Source organism: Planctomycetia bacterium (assembly GCA_021413845.1).
Lineage (GTDB): Bacteria > Planctomycetota > Planctomycetia > Pirellulales > PNKZ01 > PNKZ01.
Map to the genome: position 1 here is coordinate 45,136 of JAIOPP010000021.1, position 21,971 is coordinate 67,106.

The 21,971-nt window shown below is 61.6% G+C and carries 18 protein-coding genes; 11 read left to right on the top strand and 7 right to left on the bottom strand.

The features are described 5' to 3' along the window. Positions 1 to 24: 24 nt before the first annotated feature. Entirely contained in the window at positions 25 to 777 is a 753-nt protein-coding gene (locus K8U03_04400; GenBank protein ID MCE9604126.1) for a metallophosphatase family protein, read from the bottom strand. A 391-nt stretch (positions 778 to 1,168) separates the two neighbouring features. On the opposite strand from K8U03_04400, the gene tsaB reads away from it, so the two are divergent. Continuing rightward, positions 1,169 to 1,915, top strand: a complete 747-nt coding sequence (gene tsaB, locus K8U03_04405; protein MCE9604127.1) for a tRNA (adenosine(37)-N6)-threonylcarbamoyltransferase complex dimerization subunit type 1 TsaB — start codon at positions 1,169 to 1,171, stop codon at positions 1,913 to 1,915. A 15-nt stretch (positions 1,916 to 1,930) separates the two neighbouring features. Here tsaB and K8U03_04410 read toward each other — a convergent pair whose 3' ends face one another. Then, entirely contained in the window at positions 1,931 to 3,427 is a 1,497-nt protein-coding gene (locus K8U03_04410; GenBank protein MCE9604128.1) for an alpha-amylase, read from the bottom strand. 179 nt (positions 3,428 to 3,606) lie between these two features. Here K8U03_04410 and K8U03_04415 point away from each other — a divergent pair, with 179 nt between their 5' ends. The 4 genes from K8U03_04415 (at position 3,607) to rpe (ending at position 7,579) form a co-directional block, all read left to right on the top strand. Then, complete coding sequence (locus K8U03_04415; GenBank protein ID MCE9604129.1) at positions 3,607 to 5,355, top strand: bifunctional transaldolase/phosoglucose isomerase; 1,749 nt, start codon at positions 3,607 to 3,609, stop codon at positions 5,353 to 5,355. A gap of 62 nt (positions 5,356 to 5,417) precedes the next feature. Beyond that, positions 5,418 to 6,122 carry a ribose-5-phosphate isomerase RpiA gene (rpiA, locus tag K8U03_04420; protein ID MCE9604130.1) on the top strand — a complete coding sequence of 235 codons (705 nt, stop codon included), beginning with the start codon at positions 5,418 to 5,420 and terminating at the stop codon, positions 6,120 to 6,122. Continuing rightward, complete coding sequence (pgl, locus tag K8U03_04425) at positions 6,119 to 6,865, top strand: 6-phosphogluconolactonase (protein MCE9604131.1); 747 nt, start codon at positions 6,119 to 6,121, stop codon at positions 6,863 to 6,865. The genes rpiA and pgl overlap by 4 nt, the downstream gene beginning before the upstream one ends. Positions 6,866 to 6,895: 30 nt before the next feature. Further along, on the top strand, positions 6,896 to 7,579 hold the full coding sequence (rpe, locus tag K8U03_04430; GenBank protein ID MCE9604132.1) for a ribulose-phosphate 3-epimerase: 684 nt from the start codon (positions 6,896 to 6,898) through the stop codon (positions 7,577 to 7,579). Positions 7,580 to 7,631: 52 nt separating this feature from the next. On the opposite strand, the gene hemL is transcribed toward rpe, so the two are convergent. The 3 genes from hemL to K8U03_04445 all read right to left on the bottom strand — a co-directional run bounded on the left by hemL (position 7,632) and on the right by K8U03_04445 (position 11,929). Then, positions 7,632 to 8,924 carry a glutamate-1-semialdehyde 2,1-aminomutase gene (gene hemL, locus K8U03_04435; protein ID MCE9604133.1) on the bottom strand — a complete coding sequence of 431 codons (1,293 nt, stop codon included), beginning with the start codon at positions 8,922 to 8,924 and terminating at the stop codon, positions 7,632 to 7,634. Between the two features lie 71 nt (positions 8,925 to 8,995). Then, positions 8,996 to 9,898, bottom strand: coding sequence for a porphobilinogen synthase (locus K8U03_04440; GenBank protein MCE9604134.1), 903 nt, complete (start codon positions 9,896 to 9,898; stop codon positions 8,996 to 8,998). A gap of 75 nt (positions 9,899 to 9,973) precedes the next feature. Next, positions 9,974 to 11,929 (bottom strand): serine/threonine protein kinase, encoded by a 1,956-nt coding sequence (locus K8U03_04445; GenBank protein MCE9604135.1) that lies wholly within the window; start codon positions 11,927 to 11,929, stop codon positions 9,974 to 9,976. Between the two features lie 221 nt (positions 11,930 to 12,150). Here K8U03_04445 and K8U03_04450 point away from each other — a divergent pair, with 221 nt between their 5' ends. Next, a complete protein-coding gene (locus K8U03_04450; protein ID MCE9604136.1) occupies positions 12,151 to 13,677 on the top strand; it encodes an MmgE/PrpD family protein in 1,527 nt (508 codons plus the stop codon). 34 nt (positions 13,678 to 13,711) lie between these two features. Here the strand turns inward: K8U03_04450 and K8U03_04455 are convergent, their stop codons facing one another. Further along, positions 13,712 to 14,098 carry a hypothetical protein gene (locus K8U03_04455; GenBank protein ID MCE9604137.1) on the bottom strand — a complete coding sequence of 129 codons (387 nt, stop codon included), beginning with the start codon at positions 14,096 to 14,098 and terminating at the stop codon, positions 13,712 to 13,714. A 277-nt stretch (positions 14,099 to 14,375) separates the two neighbouring features. Next, on the bottom strand, positions 14,376 to 15,287 hold the full coding sequence (locus K8U03_04460; protein MCE9604138.1) for a hypothetical protein: 912 nt from the start codon (positions 15,285 to 15,287) through the stop codon (positions 14,376 to 14,378). A 129-nt stretch (positions 15,288 to 15,416) separates the two neighbouring features. Here K8U03_04460 and truB point away from each other — a divergent pair, with 129 nt between their 5' ends. From truB to cimA, 5 genes are all read left to right on the top strand, one after another. Further along, the gene (truB, locus tag K8U03_04465) at positions 15,417 to 16,307 is read left to right on the top strand and encodes a tRNA pseudouridine(55) synthase TruB (GenBank protein MCE9604139.1); all 891 of its coding nucleotides are present in this window, start codon (positions 15,417 to 15,419) and stop codon (positions 16,305 to 16,307) included. Positions 16,308 to 16,555: 248 nt separating this feature from the next. Continuing rightward, positions 16,556 to 19,237: a DNA translocase FtsK gene (locus K8U03_04470; protein ID MCE9604140.1), complete on the top strand. Its 2,682-nt coding sequence runs from the start codon at positions 16,556 to 16,558 to the stop codon at positions 19,235 to 19,237. A gap of 92 nt (positions 19,238 to 19,329) precedes the next feature. Further along, positions 19,330 to 19,563, top strand: a complete 234-nt coding sequence (locus K8U03_04475; GenBank protein MCE9604141.1) for a hypothetical protein — start codon at positions 19,330 to 19,332, stop codon at positions 19,561 to 19,563. A 1-nt stretch (position 19,564) separates the two neighbouring features. Then, positions 19,565 to 19,963 (top strand): type II toxin-antitoxin system VapC family toxin, encoded by a 399-nt coding sequence (locus tag K8U03_04480; protein MCE9604142.1) that lies wholly within the window; start codon positions 19,565 to 19,567, stop codon positions 19,961 to 19,963. 403 nt (positions 19,964 to 20,366) lie between these two features. Further along, complete coding sequence (gene cimA, locus K8U03_04485; GenBank protein MCE9604143.1) at positions 20,367 to 21,944, top strand: citramalate synthase; 1,578 nt, start codon at positions 20,367 to 20,369, stop codon at positions 21,942 to 21,944. The last annotated feature ends 27 nt before the right edge of the window (positions 21,945 to 21,971 follow it).

Consider the following 21,971-nt stretch of genomic DNA (forward strand, 5'->3'; position numbering starts at 1 on the left):
CCATAAAATGAGAAGCGGGACCGACTACATACCCTTGCGGAGTCGATCACCGAGAAAGTTGTCGAGTTCGGGAACCGCGTAAATTTTTTCGATCGTCTTATCCAACGGATACTCGATGCGTCGGAACGTAACGCGGTCGTCTTCGAGAATGACATAGCAGGAGCGAGGGTCGCCGTCGCGCGGTTGGCCGACCGAGCCGACGTTGACCATTACTTTCTCGTCAGTCGGCAGGATGTACGTGTTGCCCGTTTCCTCGGGCCGTACGAAGCGGCCGTCTTGCGTGAACACGCCCGGCACGTGCGTGTGCCCCTGAAAGCAAGCCCGCTCGATGAGCGAGAAGAGCTTCTCCATCTTCTTCGGATGATGCACATCCTCGGGAAACACATATTCGTTCAGCGGATTGCGGGGCGAGCCGTGGACGAACAAAAACCCGTTCTCGCGATGCAGCCGGGGCCGCTCGCCGAGGAAGTCCCAACGGCGAGCATTGTCTTCGGGATTGCCGAGAGGCTTTTCAAGTTGATCGCGCGTCCAAAAGATGGCCCGTTCGGCCCCGGAGTTGAACCCCTCGGGATCGAACAACGCCCCTTGATCGTGGTTGCCGAGAATGCAGAGGTTGCAATTCATCACCAGATCGATGCATTCGCGCGGATTCGGGCCGTAGCCGATGATGTCGCCGAGACAGAAGATTTCGTCGATCCCCTGGCTACGGATGTCGGCTAAGACGGCCTCTAAGCCTTCTAAGTTGCTATGAATATCACTGATCAGAGCACGTTTCACAGATTCACATCCGGTCGGGCGTCGGGCCTAGGAACAATCGACGGCATTTCGGCGCTACGTGGGCCGCGACTGCGCAAGTTTATGATAGATTCGTGAGAACAAGGGAAGAACGGTTGCCGACAGTCCGAACTCCGGCCCGCCACGCTAGCGCGCGGAAAACCGAAATCAGGCCGATCGAACCGTTCGACGAGTGCCAGACCTAGGCCCTGCGACTCGCTCCAAATTCAAGCAGCATTTTAAGTTAGCGTTTCTGCGCGGTCAAGGCATCCGAAACAGCCGGTCGACTCGACTCCGGCGCCGACAAGGGCTCGCCGTGGCTTGGCGACCCACACATTCCGACCGATATGTTCCCCCGCACATCGATTGCTCCGCAGCGAAGGATCTTTTCAAGTTGACGCGCATTTTGGCTTTGGAAACGAGCGGGCTGAGCGGCAGCGTGGCCGCGCTCGACACCGAAACTTCGACCTCGATCTTCGTTGCTTTGCCGCCGACCTCGCGCAGCGCGCAGTCCCTTGCGCCGGCGATGGCGAAGGCCCTGGCCGAGGCCGGCTGGAAGCCGAGCGATGTGCAGGTCGTGGCGATAACGTCGGGCCCGGGGTCGTTCACCGGCCTGCGTATCGGCGTGACGACGGCGAAGACCTTCGCCTATGTGAGCGGCGCAGATGTGATTGCCGTGAACACGCTCGACGTGCTGGCGCGGCAAGTCCCGGGCGAAGGAACCGTGCTCTGGACGGCGCTCGATGCCCATCGCTCGCAGTTTTTCGTGAACCGCTACTCGCGAGACGCTCACGGCGGCTGGGAGCGTAACGAGCCGGCGGCGGAATGCGCGCTGGTCGAGGTTGCGGAATGGATCGCGCAGGTCTCTCAAGAGCCGACGCCTCAAGAAACACCGCCCCACGGTTCATCGACGTCCGGTGTGCTGGTCTCCGGCCCGGTGTTGGAGAAGCCGGGGCTGGCGTTCGCGCCGCATGTGCGTCTTGCGGCACACTCGGCTTGGCAGCCCCGTGCCGACACCGTAGCGCAGTTGGCCGCCGAGCTTCACGCAGGCGGACGACGCGACGACCTGTGGAATCTCATTCCCTATTACGGTCGGCTGGCGGCGGCCGAAGAAAAACGGAACGCCGCAGGGAAACAGTAGCAACAGCCGGCGATCCTACGTAGCGGTCACGTCGAACACATAGTAGCCCCACGCCGGCAGATCGACGTAGAGCCCCTTGTCGGCGAGTTCGTTGCCGTCGCGCTGATACCAGGCCCGGCTCATCTGATCGCGCAGGAGATACGGAGTTCCGCGCAACGAATCGTCGGCGAAACGGACGAAGCATTGTCCCGATGTGCCGCCGTAGTTCACGACGACCCAGGTTCGTTGCCCATCCGCGGCGCGCCACTCATAGGCGATGAAGTTCTTCCAGGTCTCGTTCTCGTCCCAAGCCGGTGCTTGCTCCAGCAGCCGCCAGCTTCCCTCGCGGACTTCATGCTTACGCAGCGTCGGCAGCAGCCGGCCGTAAAAGTCCCGTAATATCGGGTCGGGCGACTCGATGGCGCGCCGCCCGAGATGCACGTTGGCGTGCTTGCGGAGTCCTTCGAATTGCCCTTCGTGGAAGAATCGCAGGCCCGGCACGGTATACGTCAGCACGGCCGCCGCTTGATACGGCTCCGGCTGAAACGCCGTTGCCGCGCGGACCTCGTCGTGGTTTTCCAGAAACCGCGCGCTGCGGTCCTGAAACTCCGGCACGGCCTTCAGATGCTCGCGCACCGAGGTCGCATCGCCGCTCCGAAGACGGTCGTAATACGACTTGTCGTACGTGTAGTCGAACCCTTGCGCTTGCAGCGCGGCTTCGAGATCCCAATACACTTCCGAAAGAAACACGAACGGCGGCACCTTCGCGCGCACCTTCCCGATCGCCTCGGGCCAGAACGGCGTATCGACCGACGAGGTGCCGTCGCGCGGCAGCGAGCGATCGCCCCAGGTTCGCGTAAAGACGTTCGGCAAGATCAGCATCGCCATGTCGCAACGGACGCCGTCGCAGAGTTCGGCGATCTTCAGCAATTCGCCGACCATCGCGGCGCGCAAGCCGGCGTGGCGATGGTTGAGTTGAAACGTATCGGACCAGCCGGAGAAATAGGGATCGCGGCCGTAGGCCAAGATGCGCATGCCGTCGGAGCCTGCGACGCGCAAATAGTTTTGCGGCTCGCGCTTGAGATCGGCCTCGCTCCCTTCGATGTAATACTCGGGATGCTCTTGGATCCAAGCATGATCGAGCGCGGTATGGTTGGGAACGAAATCGAGAATGAGCCGCAGATTTCGTTGCTTCAGCCGCTCTCGCAAGCGGACGAGCGCTTCGTTGCCGCCGAAATCGGCATGCACCACGTAAGCCTTCACGGCGAACGGCGAACCGACGACGTCGCGCTCTTGAAAGTCGGGCAAGTCTTCGCGATATCCGGCGCGCCAATCGGCGTTGGTGCGCGACACGTTGCGGCCGGCTTCACCCGTCTGCCAGATGCCCATCAGCCAGATGAAATCGAATCCGGTGAGAACGAACCCGTCGAGCACGTCGTCGCCGACGTCGTCGAGCGTCGCGGGCTTGCCGAGCTGAGCGCTCAACTCGGCGAGCATGATGCGCGTATTGATCTGATAAAGAGAAGGAAACATGTCGCCGAAGTTGCGAGCGTCCGAGGTGATGAAGATGCGAGTCGCCTATTATAAGCAGACGCCTGCGACGCTGCTTGTCCCTAAACGATGAAAAACCTATGATAGCCCGTTCACCGAACTTGGTGAGATCGCGGCCGATTTTAGCCGATTTTCCCTTGAACACGCGCGGGTTATCCATCATGCACGATCATGCACTCGCCTCGCAAAGCCTGTCGCTCGGAGAATACGAAGCGGGCGTTCAAGCCGCGGCCGATGAATGGCAACGCGAGGACAAGGTCGCGCGGCTGTGGCGCCGCGATGCGTCGATCTTCTCGTCGGCCGATGAAGCGAAGTGGATGGGTTGGCTCGAAATCGTCGACTATCAACTCACCGACGTCGGCCCGCTGCGCGAAGCGGCCACGCACGCAGCAGGAGGCAACAACCAAGCCGGCGGATACCAGCATGTCGTCGTGCTCGGCATGGGAGGTTCAAGCCTCTGCCCGGAGGTGATGGCCCTCACGTTCGGCAAGAAGACCGGCTACCCGGAGCTACTCGTTCTCGATTCGACCGTGCCGGCGCAAATTCATAAGCTCGATAGCCGGCTGATCACGAAGGGTACGCTCTTCACCGTGGCGTCGAAGTCCGGCGGAACGATCGAGCCCAACTCGTTCAAGCAATACTTCTTCGACCGTGCGACGCAAGCGGTCGGCATCGCCGCGGCCGGCCAACACTTCATCGCCGTGACCGATCCAGGCACGAAGATGCAAGCGATCGCCGAAGCAGATCATTTTCACGCCATCTACTACGGGCTGCCGGAAATCGGCGGCCGATTCTCGGCGCTCTCCAACTTCGGCATGATCCCGGCCGCTTGCTCGGGGATCGACGTCGTTTCGTTTCTCGAATGCGCGCACCAGATGGTGAAGGCCTGTGGAGCGAAGGTGCCGCCGAAAACGAATCCCGGCGTGCTGCTCGGCCTCGCTCTCGGCACGCTCGCTCTTGCCGGACGAGACAAGCTCACGGTCGTCGCTTCGCCGGGCATCGACGGGCTCGGGGCATGGCTCGAGCAACTCATCGCCGAAAGCACCGGCAAGCTCGGCAAAGGAATCGTGCCGGTCGACGGTGAGACGGTCGCCGCTCCGAGCGCTTACGGCAACGATCGGGTCTTCGTCTACTCGCGCCTCACTTCCGCACCGGACGAGGCGCAAGATGCCGCCGTCGAAGCGCTGCGTGCCGCCGGTCATCCGGTCATCACGATCGAACTTCCTTCGATCTTGCACCTGGGCCAAGAATTCTTCCGCTGGGAGATCGCAACTTCCGTGGCCGGAGCGGTGCTCGGCATCAACCCGTTCGACCAACCGGATGTCGAAAGCGCGAAGATCGCCGCAAAGTCGCTCATGGCGGCTTATGAAGAAAACGGCAAGCTGCCCGTCGAAACTCCGATCACCGACGACCAGAACCTCAAGCTATTCACCGACTCCGCGAACGCCGCCGCACTCGAACAGAGCGCCGGCGGACTAAGCGATGCCGCCGCGGTGATCAAAGCGCATTTCGCGCGCATCGGCACGGGCGACTACTTCGCGATCAACGCTTATATCGAGATGATCGAACAGTACGATGTCGATCTGCAGGCGATTCGGCATGCCGTGCGCGACAAGAAGCACGTCGCCACCACGATCGGCTACGGCCCGCGCTTCCTCCACTCGACGGGCCAACTGCATAAGGGAGGCCCGAACTCCGGCGTGTTTCTGCAAATCACGAGCGACGACGAAGCCGACTTGCCGATTCCGGGCCAACGCTACAGCTTCGGCGTCCTCAAAGCAGCACAAGCGCAGGGCGATTTCGCGGTCCTCGCCGAACGCCATCGCCGCATCTTGCGCGTGCATCTCGGTGCCGATGTGAAAGCCGGGCTCACGAAATTGCGGGCCCTGATCTTGGCGGCGCTCGCTTAACTCTCGTCGCCTCTTCTTCGCCTGCACGACTCTTTCGCTTTTCTCGACTCATGCCGCAAACCATCTTCGAGCGCGCTCTGGAGTTCGTCACCGACGGCACGGTCGTCGGTCTCGGGTCGGGCCGCGCTTCGCATCGCTTCGTCGAGTTACTTGGCGCGCAGGTGCGCGAGGGGCGCAAGATCGCCGGCGTTCCGACCTCGCAAGCGACGGCCGATCTGGCGAAGAAAGTCGGCATCCCGCTCGTCGAGCTCGAACGCGGGGTCGAACTCGCCCTCACGATCGATGGCGCAGACGAAGTCGATCCGCAACTGAATCTGATCAAAGGCTACGGCCGAGCGCTAGTGCGAGAAAAGATCGTCGCCGCGGCGTCGAAGCAACTGGTGATTCTCGTCGGCCAAGAGAAGCTCGTCTCGGCGATCGGTTCCAGAGGCCGATTGCCGATCGAAGTCGTGCCGTTCGCGGTGCCGCTCGTGCTCGATCGACTGCAAGCCCTCGGCGCGCCGGGCACGGTGGCAACGGTCGACGGCCGGTCGCTCGTGAGCGACAACGGCAACACGATCGTCGACTGCGCGATCGCCGCTTGCAAGCTCGGCGGGTCGAACGATCCCGCCGCTTGGGAACTCGCGTTGCAAGCGATTCCCGGCGTCGTCGGCACCGGCCTTTTCCTGAATGCCGCCGCGGTCGTGCTGGTCGGCGACGACCGTACTTTCGTGCTCGGCGAAGAGCTGCGCCGGCCGAAGTCTCTCGTCTCGAAAGGGACACCATGATCGGCACGCTCCACGTTTACGAAAACGAAGCGGCCGTCTTCCACGCCGCCGCCGAGAAGTTCGTCTCTCTCGCGAACTCGGCTATCGCCGCCGGCGGGCGCTTCACCGTGGCGCTCAGCGGCGGTTCGACCCCCAAGGGATTGTATGAACTCTTGACGCTCGATCCCTATCGCGGCCAAGTCGCGTGGGACAAGGTCGAATGGTTCTTCGGCGACGAGCGCTCGGTCGGGCCGGACGATCCGGAATCGAACTACCGCATGGCGCGCGAAGCGTTTCTGCTGAAGCTCGCTGTCCCTCCGGAACGGACCCACCGCATCGCCGGCGAGAGCGAACAACCGAGCGCCGCCGCGGCGCAGTATGCCGGCGAGCTCGCCCAAACGTTCGGGCTCGCGACCGACGGCCCACCTCCGACGATCGATCTCGTCTTGCTCGGTATGGGGAGCGACGGCCACACGGCCTCGCTGTTTCCTTTCACCGCGGCCTTAAACGAGCGCGCGAAATGGGTCGTGGCGAACGATGTGCCGCAGTTGCATACGCGCCGCTATACGCTGACCGTGCCGGTGTTGAATGCCGCCGCTTGCGTGCTGTTTATGATCACGGGCGTCGGCAAGGCGAAGGTCTTGCAGGAAGTGTTGGAAGGCCCGCGCGAGCCCGAGCGACTGCCCAGCCAACTCATCGCACCCGGCGACGGCCGATTGCTTTGGTATGTCGACCGCGCCGCGGCGAGCCGCCTCGAATCTTAGAACCCGAACTTGCCTAAGCGACTTCTTACGATGAGCGAATCGAAAATCAAAATCGCCCCTTCCGTCCTCGCGGCCGACTTCGGACGCCTCGGCGAAGAGGTCGCCGAAGTCGAGAAGTTCGCGGCCGTGGCCGGAGTCGATCGCCTGCATATCGACGTGATGGACGGGATGTTCGTTCCCAACATCAGCTTCGGCGTTCCCGTCATCAAGGCGCTCGCGAAACGGACGAAGCTGCCGCTCGAAACGCATCTCATGATCGAAGCGCCGGAGCGCTACTTGGAAGCGTTCGTCGAGGCCGGGTCGACCACCTTGCTCGTCCATCTCGAAGGGGCGAACCATTTGCATCGCACGATTCAGCAAATCAAAAAGCTCGGCGTGAAAGCCGGTGTCGTCTTGAACCCCGCGACTCCCGCCGCGGCGCTGGAAGAGATTCTTCCCGACGTCGATCTCGTGCTTCTGATGACGGTGAACCCGGGCTTCGGCGGGCAAGAGTTCATCCGCTCGACGCTCCCGAAGATCGAGCGCGTGCGCCTGATGATCCACGACTTGAACATCGGCTGCGAATTAGAAGTCGACGGCGGCATCGATCCCGCAACGGCTCCGCTCGCCGTCTCGGCCGGGGCCACGGTACTCGTCGCCGGCTCCGCCATCTTCGGTAAGAGCCAAGGAATCGAAGCGGCACTACGGCAACTCGCGGAGTCGGCGCAAGTTTAGTTTTTCTTCGCGGTTATTCTTTGCGCTCGATTTCATTAATCGCGCATGGCTTCTAAACTTTCGCGGCGAGTTGTATCGCTTCGCCGGCCGCTGCGATCGTGGCGTCGATGTCGGCTTCGGTATGAGCCGCGGAGACGAAGAGCGCTTCGTATTGGCTGCACGGCATGTAGCTGCCGCGCTCGATTAGGCCCCAGAAATAAGCCGCGAAGCGATCGGTTCGGCTGAGCGCCGCCGACTCCCAATCGACGACCGGGCCCGGATTGAAAAACAGCGTGAGCATGCTGCCGACGCGTGCCGAGCAATGCTCGACGCCGGCCCCCTGCGCCGCTTTCAACAAGCCGGCTTCGAGCCGCGCGGTAAGCTTTTCCAAGCGGGGATACGGATTCTCATCGCGTAAGACTTTGAGCGTCGCGCTGCCGGCCGCCGTTGCCAGAGGGTTGCCGGAAAGGGTCCCGGCTTGAAATACTTTTCCGGCCGGCAAGATATGGTTCATCACATCGGCCCGTCCGCCGTAAGCACCGACCGGCAATCCACCGCCGACGATCTTACCGAGCGTGGTGACGTCGGGCGTGATCCCGTACAGCGCTTGCGCACCGCCGTAGCCGACGCGGAAGCCGCACATCACTTCGTCGAAGATCAAGAGCGCGCCGTGCTTCGTGGTCAGCTCGCGAAGCGTCGTGAGGAACTCGCGCGTAGGGACGACGAGCCCCATATTGCCGACGACCGGCTCCAAGATCACTCCGGCGATCTTCGCCCCTTGCGCGGCGAACGCTGCGGCGAGGCCGGCGACGTCGTTGTAGCGGAGCGTTAACGTATCTTTGGCGTTGCCGGCCGTAACTCCCGGCGAATTCGGCACGCCGAGCGTTGCCGCCGAGCTTCCCGCCGCGACGAGCAAACTATCGACATGGCCATGATAGTTGCCGGCGAACTTCACGATCACATCCCGGCCGGTGAAGCCGCGGGCGAGGCGAATGGCGCTCATCGTCGCTTCGGTTCCGCTGGAGACCAGCCGTACTTTCTCGATCGACGGCACCGCCTCGATGATGAGTTCCGCCAGTTCGCTCTCCGCTTCCGTTGGCGCGCCGAACGTCGTTCCTTTGCGCAGCGCGTTCTCGATCGCGGCGACGACCGCCGGATGCCGATGCCCGAGGATCAGCGGACCCCAAGAGCCGATGTAGTCGATGTAGCGATTGCCGTCGACGTCGTAGAGATACGCCCCTTCACCGGAAGCGAAAAAGATCGGCTCGCCCCCGACGCCGCCGAAGGCGCGGGCCGGGCTGTTTACGCCGCCGGGAATCAACTTCTTCGCCCGCGCGAATGCCGCGCCGCTTCGTTCACGAGTCATGCCTGAGAATCTCATTCGGGTTAGGTGCGATGCGCAACTTCGATGTGCGCGAATGTTTTCGTGGCCGACGACTACTCGCCTAGCCAGCGTACCAAATCCTTGGCCCAATACGTGATGACGATCGTCGCGCCGGCCCGGACGATGCCGGTCGTGATATCGAGCGCGACGGCGCGCTCATCGATCCAGCCGCGCGCGGCCGCCACCTTGACCATGCTGTATTCGCCCGAGACGTTGTACGCCGCGAGCGGCACTCCGGGAAACGCCTGACGAATCCGGCAGACGATATCGAGGTAAGCCAGCGCCGGTTTCACCATCACGATGTCGGCCCCTTCGGCGATGTCGAGTCCGGCATACTTCGCGGAATAGGCCATGATCGGGAGATGCGCAAAGCCGGTAGCGTCGAGCGCGCGACGCATCGCGCCGACCATGCCGTCCATCATGCCGCTCGGAGCCAACATGTCGGCACCTGCTCGGGCATGGCTCACGGCCTGCTTCGCGAGCAGCTCGAGTGTGGCATCGTTGTTCACATCGGTTCGCCCGACGGAACGGTCGAGCACGCCGCAATGGCCGTGATCGGTGTATTCGCATAGGCAGACATCGGTGATCGCGAGCAACTCGGGAGCCGCACGTTTCACGACTCGGAGCGCTTGCTGAATGATCCCGTAGTCGGAATAGGAATCGGTCCCGAGCGGGTCTTTCTCTTCAGGGATGCCGAAGAGGAGCACGCCGCCGATGCCGAGCTTCGCCACTTCTTCGACTTCGCGTTCCAATTCATCGAGCGACAGTTGATAGACGCCGGGCATCGAGCCGATTTCTTGGCGAATTCCTTTTCCCGAGCGCGCGAACAGCGGATAGATGAATTGCGACGGATGCAGCCGCGTCTGCCGCGCGAGCTCGCGCAACTTCGGATGCTGACGCAGGCGCCGTAAGCGCGTCGTCGGAAATTCTCCGGGCATCGAAGGCTGCGAGTCCATAAACATCTGCGCTGGAGGTGAGGTCTGGGCGGGAGGGGGAGCTAGCTTACTTATTTATCTTACTTCGCTTTGATCCTACTTTAATGCTCCGGCCGGTTCCGCCAGCATTGCCCGGATCGAGCGCACCTGTGCTTCGGCCCAGGGCTCGTCGGCATACAGTTCGACGATCGCCTTGCGCATCTTTTTCGCCGCCTCGGCGTCGGTCGCTTCCAATCGATCCGCTTCCTTCAATTTCCGTTCGATCACGGCGACATCGTCCGACGCATGTTGCTGAAACTGCTGATCGAGCCGATCGAGCTGCTTCTGCGCCAATTGATAACACTCGCGCGCCGGCTTAGAACCGCTGCTCTCTTCGCGAAACAAATCGATCAAAGCCTGCATTTTCTTGCGACCCAAAGCCGGTTCCAAGTGTACATACCCGATGGCCTCGAAGTAAGCTCTTTCGATCGGCAACAGTCCGTCGTTCTTCGATAAGAACTTGGCGCGATACTCGAACCGCCGCTCGAGCCGAGCCATCTCGATCTCGTCTAAATAGGCCTGCATTTCCGAAACCCGACGATCGCCGGGATAGTAGTTCATGAAGTCTTTGATCTTCCCTTCGACGTCGACCAAACGCTCGATCTTTCCCTCTTTCGAGGCGGCCTTGATCTGCTCGTAGAGCGGCTCCGACTTCGGCGGCTGCAACCAATACCAAGCGAAGAGCCCGATCGAAAGCATCGCGAAGACCAAACCGAACGTCGCCGGCGAGATCCAGACGCGGGCATCGTCGTCGTCATCGGAAAGCTTGCGATGTTCGTCTTTGGCGACCGGCGTATACGTGCGCGTCGAGATCGTTCCGGTTCGTTCCATGCTCGACTCGGCGCGAGCCGACCGAACGGCCTCCAACTCTTTTAAGGCCGGATCGAGGGCTCCGAAATCGGTCGTCGCTCCAACCGCAAACTCGCCTCCGACCGGTTTGCCGAGCGACGAAGCCGAAGCCGGCACGACATCCGAAGCGACACGAGCACTCGGCAGAGCGGTGTCGCCACTGAGCGAAAATATGAGATCGCGTGCAGCGCCATTCGCTGGGCTACCGCCGATCGGGCCATCATGTGTCGGCGACGAAGCATCGATCTCGGCGCCGGCATTCGGCGGCGACCCAGGCAGTGCCGGGTCCGAAACGGCCGGTCGCACTTCCAAACCGGCCCCGGGATTCGCACGGAGCGTCGCCGGCTCTTTCGCGAGGATCGCTTCCAATTGGCGCGCCACGACCAGTGCCGTCGGCGGACGTTTCGCCGGATCCTTGAGCAGCAACTGCGCGACCAAGTCGCTCAGCGCACGCGGCACGCTCGGGTTCAACCGAGAGACGGGATCCGGTTCGGCGAAGCGTTGGAGTTGCAACATCTCCATCAGGTTCTTCGCGCGAAACGGTCCCCGACCGGTCAGCAGCGAAAAGAGGACACCGCCGAAACTATACAAGTCCGATCGATTCGTCACGGGTCGACCGTCGGCCTGCTCCGGAGCCATGTACTCCGCCGTGCCGATCACGCCGCCGTCGGCCGTCATGCCGGAGTTGCCGAACTGCTTGGCGATGCCGAAGTCGGAGAGCTTAACGATTCCGTCCGGCGCGAGCAGAAGATTGGCCGGCTTTATGTCGCGATGGATGATGCCGTGGTCGTGCGCATGCTTGAGCGCGCGACAGATTTGAATTCCGTAGCGAACCGCGTCTTGCCACGTGTAGCGTCGGCCCGCATCGAGCGCGTCTTGCATACTCTGGCCGTCGACCAACTCCATCACGTAATAGCGGCAATCCTCTTCGTCGCCGTAGCCGAGAATGCGGACGATGTTCGGATGATGCAGAATTCGCAGGCTCTCGATTTCGGCGGCGAACCGATCGTGGAATCCTTCTTCTCGACCGTCGTGAGCGGCCGAGAGGACTTTCACGGCGGTACGTTCGCCGGTTACGTCGGTCACGGCCGAGAACACGGTTCCCATGCCGCCACGTCCGATGCGACGTTCGATCCGATAAGGGCCTAAACGCTCTAATGCCATAAGCGGCCGTCGCGTACGAGGCGACAGTCTGCTCCGAAGAAACGTCGGTGATGGAAGATGGATGTGATGCCGGCTCGAGGTGCGCGAGGTAGCCCTTTCCCCGCCCGGATTCCATCGTACTCCCGAGCGGAAAAAGTTGCCAATGGTCGCCGGCGAAGATCCGCGACCTCGACCGACTCGCCGGAGCCGAGCCGATTTCGTAAACTAGCCGCATGACTACCATGCAAACACTTTCTCGCAGCGAAAACCAAGTCCGCGGACTGGCCCAGTACGCGCTGGATTTTCTCGCCGACAAGTTCGCCGAGCCGGCGAACGACGTCTATCGCCGAGTCGAACTATTCCATCTGGATAGCATCGCCTGCGGCGTTTCCGCATTGGCGTGCGGTGCCGCTGCGCCCCGACTGCTGCGCCAAGAGGCGCTCGAATACGCCGTAGCCGGCAGCGCACAATCCGCTGGAGTTCCCTGCTTCGGCAGCATGGTCAAGGTCGTGCCCGAGAAGGCCGTGGTGGCGAACTCTTCGGCCGTACGCGAGTGGGATTCCAACGGCACGAACTTCGGCTACGATCCGGCACGCGGTCACACGGCCGGCGAGTTCGGCCACAACGACTTCTACCCGGTCGCGGTTGCGGCAGCGCAACTTGCCGGCTTCGATGGCCGCCGCACGCTCAAGGCGATGTTGCTCGTCGATGAGATTCGAGGCCGGCTCGCCGAAGTGTTCTCGCTCAAGTCGTATAAGATCGACCACGTCGTTCACGGCGCGATCGCTTCGGCCATCGTCTACGGTGCTGCGCTCGGAGCTTCGGTCGACCAGATCGAATCGGCCGTCGGGCTCACCGTGGCGCACTACATTCCATTTCGCGCCATTAGGCATGGCAAGCAACTCTCCGACTCCAAAGGGGCTTCCGCCGCCATCAGCGCCGAGGTCGCCGTGTTGAGCATGCGCCGCGCGATGCGCGGTTTCGTCGGGCCGGCCGATATCTTTCGCAACGCGGAAGCGATCTTTTGCCTGTTCGAGAAGCCGGCGCGAAAAGGGGAGAGTCCGTTCGATCTCGTCGTCGCTGCCGACGGCGACGACTTTTGCATTATGGGCATGCATTTCAAGCTCGGGCTCTACGAGCATCAATCGGCCGGCGCGATCCAAGGGCTCATCGATCTGCTCGTGCGAAATCCGACGTTGCTCGCAGACGAAGCGAAGCTCGCGCGCCTCGCCATCACGATCTACGAACCGGCGTTCGCCATCATCGGCGACCCGGCCAAACGAGATCCGCGGACGCGCCAAAGCGCCGACCATTCGATGGTGTACATCATCGCTACCTTGCTGCGCAAAGCGATTGAGACCAAGCAGGCCGGTTGGGAACAATTGATGCTGGTGCCCGACGATTATTCCGACGCGGCGCTCATGCATCCGTTGACGAGACGGCTCATCGACCGGATCGACTTCCGCCACGGAGGGCGCGAGTACGACGAGCGCTATCCGGACGGCATTCCGACCTCGCTCGCGATCGACTTCATCGACTCGCAGGCCGAAACCCGGACGTTCGAGAGCGGGCTCGTCATGTATCCCGAAGGACATGCACGCAACCGAAGCGGCAATCTGGCCGGATTGCTGAAGCACAAGTTTCACCTGCTCGCGTCGCTCGGCGTCGACGACCCAGTCGCGTTGCACCGACGCTTCACCGACCTACGCGATAAATCAGCGGCCGAGATCGCGACGCTTTACGACTTCAAGATCCGCGGCGTCGAATAGCTTGCATGCTTGCTCGAACCTGCGAGCTACGGTCTTAGCGTTCTTGTTGCGAGAACAGATTCAGCGACATGATCGGATGCGTCTGATCCGTCGGTAGAAAACAGAGCGTGACCGGCGACTTGCGATCGTTCCAAACGCGGAACCGTTGCCCGCCGCGAATCGGAATCATGTTGGCCGCGACGTGGCGCTCGAACAACTCGTCGGCATTGTCTTCAAAATGCCGCTCCTCAAGATGCCGTTCCTCGAGGCATCGCTCTTCGGCCGCGGCGGCTTCGAAGACTTCCACACGTGCCGCGGTTTCATCGGCCGCGTCTGCGCTTTTCTCGATCAAGACGAACCCGTCGACGTGAGCATAGAAATCACGAAACAGAACGGAGAGACCGGCCGGAAAGAGATGCGCAATGCGATTGACTGCGTTCATAGCGTTCCCAAGCATCCGTAGTAGGTAGGACTCGTCGGGGCTTGTCTTGAGAGACAAAGACGAGTTGTAGGGAAGGAACTTCGCGAAGCAGCGGCGGGCTCAAGTCATTCTCTTCTTTTCTTATCGCATTACGTTAGCACTTCTCCCCACAAAAAAAGACTCCCTCAATCAAGGGATGCATTTTATTTGCTTTCGATTTACAGCGTCTCGATCGTACCGAGACGACGGGAATACGCAATTTCGATACTAGCCTATTGGTAGTACCAATCACTCGCACCTACCTGCGCACCATATATCGGAGGTAGAAACGCTCGACTCCCTCGGCGCTTTTTCGCGCCGTGGTTCCGATTTGGTCGAGTGCTCGATAGTGGGAGCCGTACTCGAATTGAATGGCATCGAGCCCTCCCGGCTTGTGGCTGCCGTAGTTTTGCACGGTGAATCCGCCGTTGAATCGCGGCACGTTCAGGTCGGTCGCGTCGAGAGCGGGCATGGTCTTCAGGTGCGCGGCCTGCAAACAACCGACCATACCGGTCTTGCCGACGAGCGCCTCGACGCCGAATCGTTGTCGCAACAGCGGCACGGTCTCGCCGCCGATCGTGCCGACGAGTATCTCGTCTTTGTAAACGGCCTGACCATGCACGTCGATCAACAGGCCCGAGCCGTGCTTCGCTAATACTTCGCGGCAGAACTCCGCGATCGTGTCGTGATAACCGTCGTAGTAGGGCTTTGCGGCCGGCGACTCATACGCATGCGCCGCCTCGCGGTTGGCGTCGATATACTTCCGATGAAAGCGGGCCGTCACGTAATAGGGTTTCCCGCCGAGTCGCTTCTCAATATCTTTCGCAAGTTCATGCGCCAAGAGCCGCGTGTTAGCATCGTTGCCCGTAACGAAGCGATACGCGTTGCGATTGACGCGCAGCGGAACCCCCGGCACGTCTTCCAGGCCCCCATGCGGAGCGGTGATCACGATCGCCAGCGTTCCGCGCTGGACATCGATCAGCGGATCCGACGGCCGAGGCCGCTCATCGGGCTTGACCGCAGCAGTCGATCCGGCGGGGGCTTTCGTCGCCGGCGTATTCTGCTGTTGGGTCGGCTCTTGAGCCGGCAGCCGCGCGTGATTCATCGTCGACAGACTCGCCGCAAAGATGCATAACGCGGCGACCCAGCATTCGGTGTGGCGCTTCGGCATGAGCGACCTCGCACGGTCCTAGTGATTCGCGACGACAGCGGATATGGTAACGCATCGTCCGACGGATCACTAACGGTTCCTAGGCCGCCGCTCCTCTCTCTTCCGCTCTTACCCGCACGCACCGACAGCATGACCAAGGCGCTCTCCGGACTTTTGAACATCGCCAAACCGGCCGGCCTCACGTCGCGGCAGGTCGTCGATCGGGTGCAGCGAGTCGTTCGGCCGGCGAAGGCCGGTCACGCCGGCACGCTCGATCCTCTGGCCGTGGGTGTGTTGATCGTGTGCGTCGGCCAAGCCACGCGCTTGATCGAATATGTGCAACGGATGCCGAAAACCTACGTCGCGGAATTCCTGCTCGGCCGAACGAGCGATACGGAAGACATTGAAGGAACGGTCGTGGAATTAATCGACCCGCCGATCCCTTCCCTCGTAGCGATCGAGCAAGCGATCCCCGCTTTTCTCGGCACCATCATGCAACGCCCGCCGGCCTACTCGGCGCTCAAAGTGCAAGGCCGCCGCGCCTACGACATGGCTCGGGCCGGCGAACAGTTCGAGCTCGCAGCACGTCCGATCGAAATCCATGCGATCGACATTCTCGGCTACGAGTATCCTCAACTCCGCCTGCGCATTCGTTGCGGCTCGGGAACCTACATTCGCTCGCTAGGGCGCGACATCGCCTTGGCGCTCGACACCGGCGCCGTGATGTCGGCCCTCGAGCGAACCGCGATCGGCGGCTTCACTTCGGACGCCGGTATCGATGCCGAGTTCCTCACGCCGGCGAACCTCGGCGAACATCTCCGATCGCCTCGCCACGCCGTAGCCGAGTTGCCGAGCGTCGTCGTCACGCCGGACGAACAACAACTGCTGACCAACGGTCGCGCGATCGTGCGGACCGAGTTCGCCTCGGCCGAAGCCGCCCTGCCGGAGGAACTCGTAGCTCTCGACGAGGCCGGCAACCTCGTCGGTCTGCTCGCGCCGGTCACGCGCGAACTCTGGAAGCCGGCGCGCAACTTCGCATAACCGCTACGACCATACCACGGCCGAGCGGCTCGTAGCGAACGTGCCGCTTGCGCGCGAAGTGCCGAACTTCCGTCGAGGGAAACTTCGGACGGCCCGCGGCGACAAACTGGGGAACACCGCCTCGGCCGGCCGAAAGCTATTGCTGATACGGACCGTTTTCGGGCAAGGACTCGCCCTGGAACCCATCTCGTCGCAAGACGAGAAGTCCCACAGTGAGAGACCGTTCGATGAAACGGACGGACAACGCCATGCTCCAAGAGCGGAGCGTCAAGCTCGACTTATTCGCGATCGCGCTGGCTGCGTGTACCGTCTTCCTTGCGCTGACGTTGTTCACGTATTCGCCGGCCGATCCGCCGTCGATGCACGTCTATCCTCAGTCGCCCGTGCCGACGAACGCCTGCGGCAAGCTCGGGGCATGGACCGCCTTCTTGTTGCTCGAAGGGCTCGGTCTCGGCGCCTACTACATCGCGCTTTCGCTCGGCGTGCTTGCGGCGGTGTTGCTGCAAGGTAAACGAGTCGAACAGCCGTGGGTTCGCGCCGGCGGTTGGTCTCTGTCGCTGCTCGGCTTCGCGACCGTGGTGCAGTTGCTTGCGCCGGGAATGTCGCCGGGCCCGATCATCGGCTCGGGCGGATATGTCGGAGCGATGGGGCGCGCGTTTCTCGAAGCCCACTTCGCGTTGACCGGTTCGTTGATCCTGCTGCTGGGAGTCGTCTCGGGCGGCTTGTTGCTCTGCACCGATTACGTGCTGCTCCGGATTTCGGCGGCGATCTTCGGCGCGCCGGTGCGGCAGATGAGCCGCGGCCTCGCCAAAGGGGCCGACGCACTGGCCGAGCGGCGCAAGCGGACCGTCGCCGCGCAGCTGCGCACCGACATTGCTCCGCTGCCGATCGAGCCGACGGAGATGGCGATCAAGATCGGCGGCAAGAAGCTAAGCCGCGTCGAGGATGAAGTAGCCGACGAAGAAGAAGTCGAAGACGACGAGGAGGTCGAAGAACTCGACGCCGAGGAAGAAGCCGAGATCGAAGCGATGACTGTCGCTCCTGTGGCCGCCGTCGCCCCGCCGACGAAAACCGAGCCCGCCAAGACGGTCGCCGCCGAAAGCGCCGGCCCGCGTGTTCGCACGCAGAATTCGAAGAAGAACGAGCGCGAAGCGATGATGGCCGAGCTCGACAAAGCCGCCAACATTACCGAAGAGCGACCGGAGTTCGAGCTGCCGCCGATCGATCTGCTCGTGAAGGGCGTTCCCTTCAACACCGACGAGCAAGAGAAGGACGTACGGAAGAAGGCGAAGCAACTCGAAAAGACGTTCGCCAACTTCGGCTTCAACGTGAAGGTGGTCGAGATCGAAACCGGTCCGGTCATCGCGCAATTCGAGCTCGAGCTCGAAGCCGGTCTTCGCTTGAGCAAGATCTCGAGCTTGGCCGACGATGTGGCGATCGCGCTGCGCGTGCCGAGCGTCCGGATCGTCGCCCCGATTCCCGGCAAGAACACGGTCGGTATCGAAGTGCCGAACGCCGAGCGTCAGACCGTCATGCTGCGCGAAGTGATCGAAGAAGGAGCCGCCAAGGCCGCGAAGATGACGATCCCGATCTATCTCGGGAAAGACGTCGCCGGCAATCCGCTACTCGCCGACATGGCGAAACTCCCCCACTTGCTAATCGCCGGCCGCACGGGCACCGGCAAGTCGGTCTGCTTGAACACGCTCATCATGAGCATGCTCATGACGCGTCGGCCGGATGAGCTGCGCATGCTGTTGATCGACCCGAAGATGGTCGAGTTCAGTTGCTACAAGACGTTGCCGCACTTGATGCATCCGGTCGTGACGGACATGAAGAAGGCGGAAGCGATCTTGGCATGGGCCGTCGAAAAGATGGAAGAGCGTTACGCGCTGCTGGCCCGAGCAGGTGTGCGCCAAATCGCCAACTACAATCAGCTCGGCGAAGAAGAGCTGATGGAACGGTTGCAACCGGAGAGCGACGAAGAGCGGAAGAACATCCCGCAACACTTGCCGTACATCGTGATCGTCGCCGACGAAATGGCCGACTTGCTGATGCAACAGTCGGGCAAAGACGTCGAAGCGCACATCATCCGCCTCGCTCAGAAAAGTCGTGCGGTCGGAATCCATCTCGTGCTCGCGACTCAGAAGCCGACGGTCGACGTCATCACCGGTCTGATCAAATCGAACTTGCCGGCGCGCATCGCGTTCCAAGTGGCGAGCCGGACCGATAGCCGCGTCGTGCTCGATGAGATGGGTGCCGACAAGTTGCTCGGCAACGGCGACATGCTCTTCCTGTCGCCGGGCACGAGCACGCTCTTGCGCGGCCAAGGCACGTACGTCAGCGACGACGAGATCAACAAGGTCGTCGAGTTCGTCAGCACGACCGAGCCGGACTTCGTGAAGGAGCTCGTCTCGCTCAAGCCCGCAGGTGCCGACGCCGAGAAAGGGGCCGACCATTGGAAGAGCCGCGACGAATTGTATGAAGCGGCGATCGACGTCATCGTGCGCGAAGGGCGAGGGAGCGTCTCGTTGTTGCAACGGGCGTTGGGCGTCGGCTACGGTCGTGGTGCGCGGCTGATCGACTTCATGGCCGAAGACGGCATCGTCGGCCCTTACAACGGCTCGCAGGCCCGCGAAGTGCTGCTCACGGTCGAAGAATGGGAATCGCTCTACAAAGGCAACACGGTCACGCCGCGGCAACCGACCGCCTCGGCAAGCAAGTCGGCGAAGCGCGGCCCGATTAAACCGGACGTGATCGTCGAACAAGAAGACGAAGCCGAGACCGACGAATACGAAGACGACAGCGAAGAAGCTGCTGAGACCGATGCCTTCGCCGCGGCCGAAGATGCGGAAGACGAATGGGAAGAAGCCGAAGACGACTCCGACGACGACGAGTCGACCGGCAACGGCCGCCGGAGCCGAACCGCGTAACACCGAACTTGCATGCGGTGGAAACCTGATCCGAATCGTCGTACAATTGCCTTAGGGCTTCATTTGAAAAAATCGACGCTGCGAGGCAACTCATGACCATCGGCAACACGGTGACCGGCATCTTGCATGGCCGCACGATCGAACTCGATCAAACCGTCGCCATTGCCGACGGACAGCGCGTCGAGGTTGTGATTCGATCCGTATCCGCTAAACCTGGTGATGGCATTCGCGCCTCTGCCGGAGCTTGGGCCGACGCCGGCAACGATCTCGATCGCTGGCTCGAAGCGACGATGGAAGCACGCAGCTCGAATCGCGACCTGACATAAGATGTCGTTTCTCATCGACACCGACATTTGCTCGGCACACCTTCGCGGCGATGCTTCCGTTACCGGTCGGTTTCTCCAATACACGGGCCAACTCCATGTTTCCGTGATCAGCATCGCGGAGCTCTCGTCGTGGGTTTACCGAAAGAATACTCCCGATCGTTTTCTCCTCGGTTACACGACCATGATCGCCGAGTTTCATGCTCTCACGATCGACCAGGAAGTCGCCGGTCGCTGCGGCAAGATCGCAGCCGAACTTTCGGACTCCGGAAAACCGATCGGACTTCCCGACCTGCTTATTGCTGCGACGGCTCTCACATTCAACCTTACGCTGGTCACGCACAACGCTCGCGATTTCGGTCGAATTCCGAACCTTCGCTTGCAAGATTGGATCTCGAGCTAGTTATAGCCTAAACCTCTCTTCGATTTGACACTCCGAACCCCTCCGCGTATCGTAGTTTCATAACTCCCAACACGACGATTATGCCGACCACACCCTTAAATCCCGACGCAGCGCCGGCCGAATCCTCGGCTTTCTTGCGCGTTGCGCGCTTCGTAGCGGTCGGGCAAGGTGGATCGATCGGCGTCAAGTTTTCCGCCGTCATCGGTCGAATTACCATCGGCGGTATTTCCTCGCGAATCATTCGCGTCGGAGTTGCCTTGCCTTAGGGAGCCGGATTCGACCACCAACGAACAACCCGCACCCTGAGGCCTTCTCGGCCCCAGGGTTTTTTATTTCACTCGCGCTACCGCTCCTTATTCTCACGCAGTCTTCATCCCACACCGTCTTCGCCGGCTTCTCCAACATGCGACGCATCGAAATCTACGACACTACGCTTCGCGACGGCAGCCAAGGCGAAGGGGTGAGCTTCTCGCTGCAAGACAAAGTGCTCGTCGCCCGTCGGCTCGCCGAGATGGGCTTCGATTACGTCGAAGGAGGCTACCCCCTTTCGAACGAGAAAGACGCCCAGTTCTTCGAGCGGGTCCGCGGCGAAAAGTTTCCGCACACGCGCATCACGGCCTTCGGCATGACACGCCGCAAAGGGGTCGCTCCGGCCGACGATCCCGGCATGAAGGCGCTCGTCGATTCCGGAGCGCCGTCGATCACGATCGTCGGCAAGACGTCCGACTTTCATGTGCTGGAAGTTCTCCGCGTGTCGCTCGAAGAGAACCTCGCGATGATCCGCGAGACGATCGCCTACTTGCGCAGCCAAGGGCGCGAAGTGGTGTACGACGCCGAACATTTTTTCGACGGCTGGAAAGCGAATCCCGCCTACGCCGCGCAGACCATTCGCGCGGCGGCCGAAGCCGGCGCGCGGATCGTCGTCTGCTGCGATACCAACGGCGGCACGATGCCGCACGAGGTCGCGAGTTGCGTTGCCGCCGCGATCGCAGCCTTGAAGCCGTTCAACGTGCCGGTCGGCATCCATACGCACAACGATTGCGAGCTCGCCGTCGCCAACTCGCTGGCGGCCGTCGATGCCGGAGCGGTGCAAGTGCAAGGGACTATCAACGGTCTCGGCGAGCGGTGCGGCAACGCCGATCTTATCTCGGTCGTCGCGAACCTCGCGATCAAGCAGGGCTACGAGGTGCTTCAGCCCGGTTGCCTCGGTCGGCTGACGGAGCTTTCGCGCTACATCTACGAGCTTGCGAACCTGAACCATCGCGTCAACCAGCCGTATGTCGGCGCCAGCGCGTTCGCCCACAAAGGAGGCATGCACGTTCACGCGGTCAATCGCGTGTCGAGCAGCTACGAACACATCCCGCCCGAGAAGGTCGGCAACGAACGGCGCATCCTCGTCAGCGAGCTTTCCGGTCGCTCGAACATCGAAGCCCTGACCGCGAAGCACAACTTGCAGCACGATCGGCAGTTGATGGAACGGATTTTGGCGAAGGTCGTATCGCTCGAGAACGACGGCTATCAGTTCGAAGCGGCCGAAGGTTCGTTCGAGCTCCTCGTGCAGAAATGCGCAGACCTTTACAAGCCGCACTTCGAGCGATTGAGCTTTCATGTCAATGTCGAGGCCGACGCCGAAGGCAACATCACCACCGAAGCGACCGTGAAGCTCAAGATCGGCGATCGCATCCGCCACGAAGTCGCCGAGGGAGATGGGCCCGTCAATGCTCTCGATGCCGCACTCCGAAAAGCGCTGATGGACGTCTATCCCAACTTGGCCGACATGCAGCTCGTCGATTATAAAGTGCGGGTCATCAACTCCGAAGCCGCCACGGCTGCCGGCGTGCGCGTCGTCATCGAAAGCCGCGACGACGCGCAAGTCTGGGGCACGATCGGCGTCAGCGAAAACGTGATCGAAGCGAGTTGGATCGCGCTGGTCGACAGTATCGAGTATAAGTTGATGACGGACGACGCTGCGAAGTCTTGATCGCAGAATGCAAAAGTCAGCATGCAA

Coding starts and splice junctions, on each gene's coding strand:
- K8U03_04470 (MCE9604140.1), top strand. CDS start 16,556: ATGCTCCAAGAGCGGAGCGTCAAGCTCGACTTATTCGCGATCGCGCTG.
- K8U03_04480 (MCE9604142.1), top strand. CDS start 19,565: ATGTCGTTTCTCATCGACACCGACATTTGCTCGGCACACCTTCGCGGC.
- K8U03_04410 (MCE9604128.1), bottom strand. CDS start 3,427: ATGTTTCCTTCTCTTTATCAGATCAATACGCGCATCATGCTCGCCGAG.
- K8U03_04475 (MCE9604141.1), top strand. CDS start 19,330: ATGACCATCGGCAACACGGTGACCGGCATCTTGCATGGCCGCACGATC.
- pgl (MCE9604131.1), top strand. CDS start 6,119: ATGATCGGCACGCTCCACGTTTACGAAAACGAAGCGGCCGTCTTCCAC.
- K8U03_04450 (MCE9604136.1), top strand. CDS start 12,151: ATGCAAACACTTTCTCGCAGCGAAAACCAAGTCCGCGGACTGGCCCAG.
- hemL (MCE9604133.1), bottom strand. CDS start 8,924: ATGACTCGTGAACGAAGCGGCGCGGCATTCGCGCGGGCGAAGAAGTTG.
- K8U03_04445 (MCE9604135.1), bottom strand. CDS start 11,929: ATGGCATTAGAGCGTTTAGGCCCTTATCGGATCGAACGTCGCATCGGA.
- rpe (MCE9604132.1), top strand. CDS start 6,896: ATGAGCGAATCGAAAATCAAAATCGCCCCTTCCGTCCTCGCGGCCGAC.
- cimA (MCE9604143.1), top strand. CDS start 20,367: ATGCGACGCATCGAAATCTACGACACTACGCTTCGCGACGGCAGCCAA.
- K8U03_04455 (MCE9604137.1), bottom strand. CDS start 14,098: ATGAACGCAGTCAATCGCATTGCGCATCTCTTTCCGGCCGGTCTCTCC.
- K8U03_04440 (MCE9604134.1), bottom strand. CDS start 9,898: ATGGACTCGCAGCCTTCGATGCCCGGAGAATTTCCGACGACGCGCTTA.
- K8U03_04415 (MCE9604129.1), top strand. CDS start 3,607: ATGCACGATCATGCACTCGCCTCGCAAAGCCTGTCGCTCGGAGAATAC.
- K8U03_04460 (MCE9604138.1), bottom strand. CDS start 15,287: ATGCCGAAGCGCCACACCGAATGCTGGGTCGCCGCGTTATGCATCTTT.
- truB (MCE9604139.1), top strand. CDS start 15,417: ATGACCAAGGCGCTCTCCGGACTTTTGAACATCGCCAAACCGGCCGGC.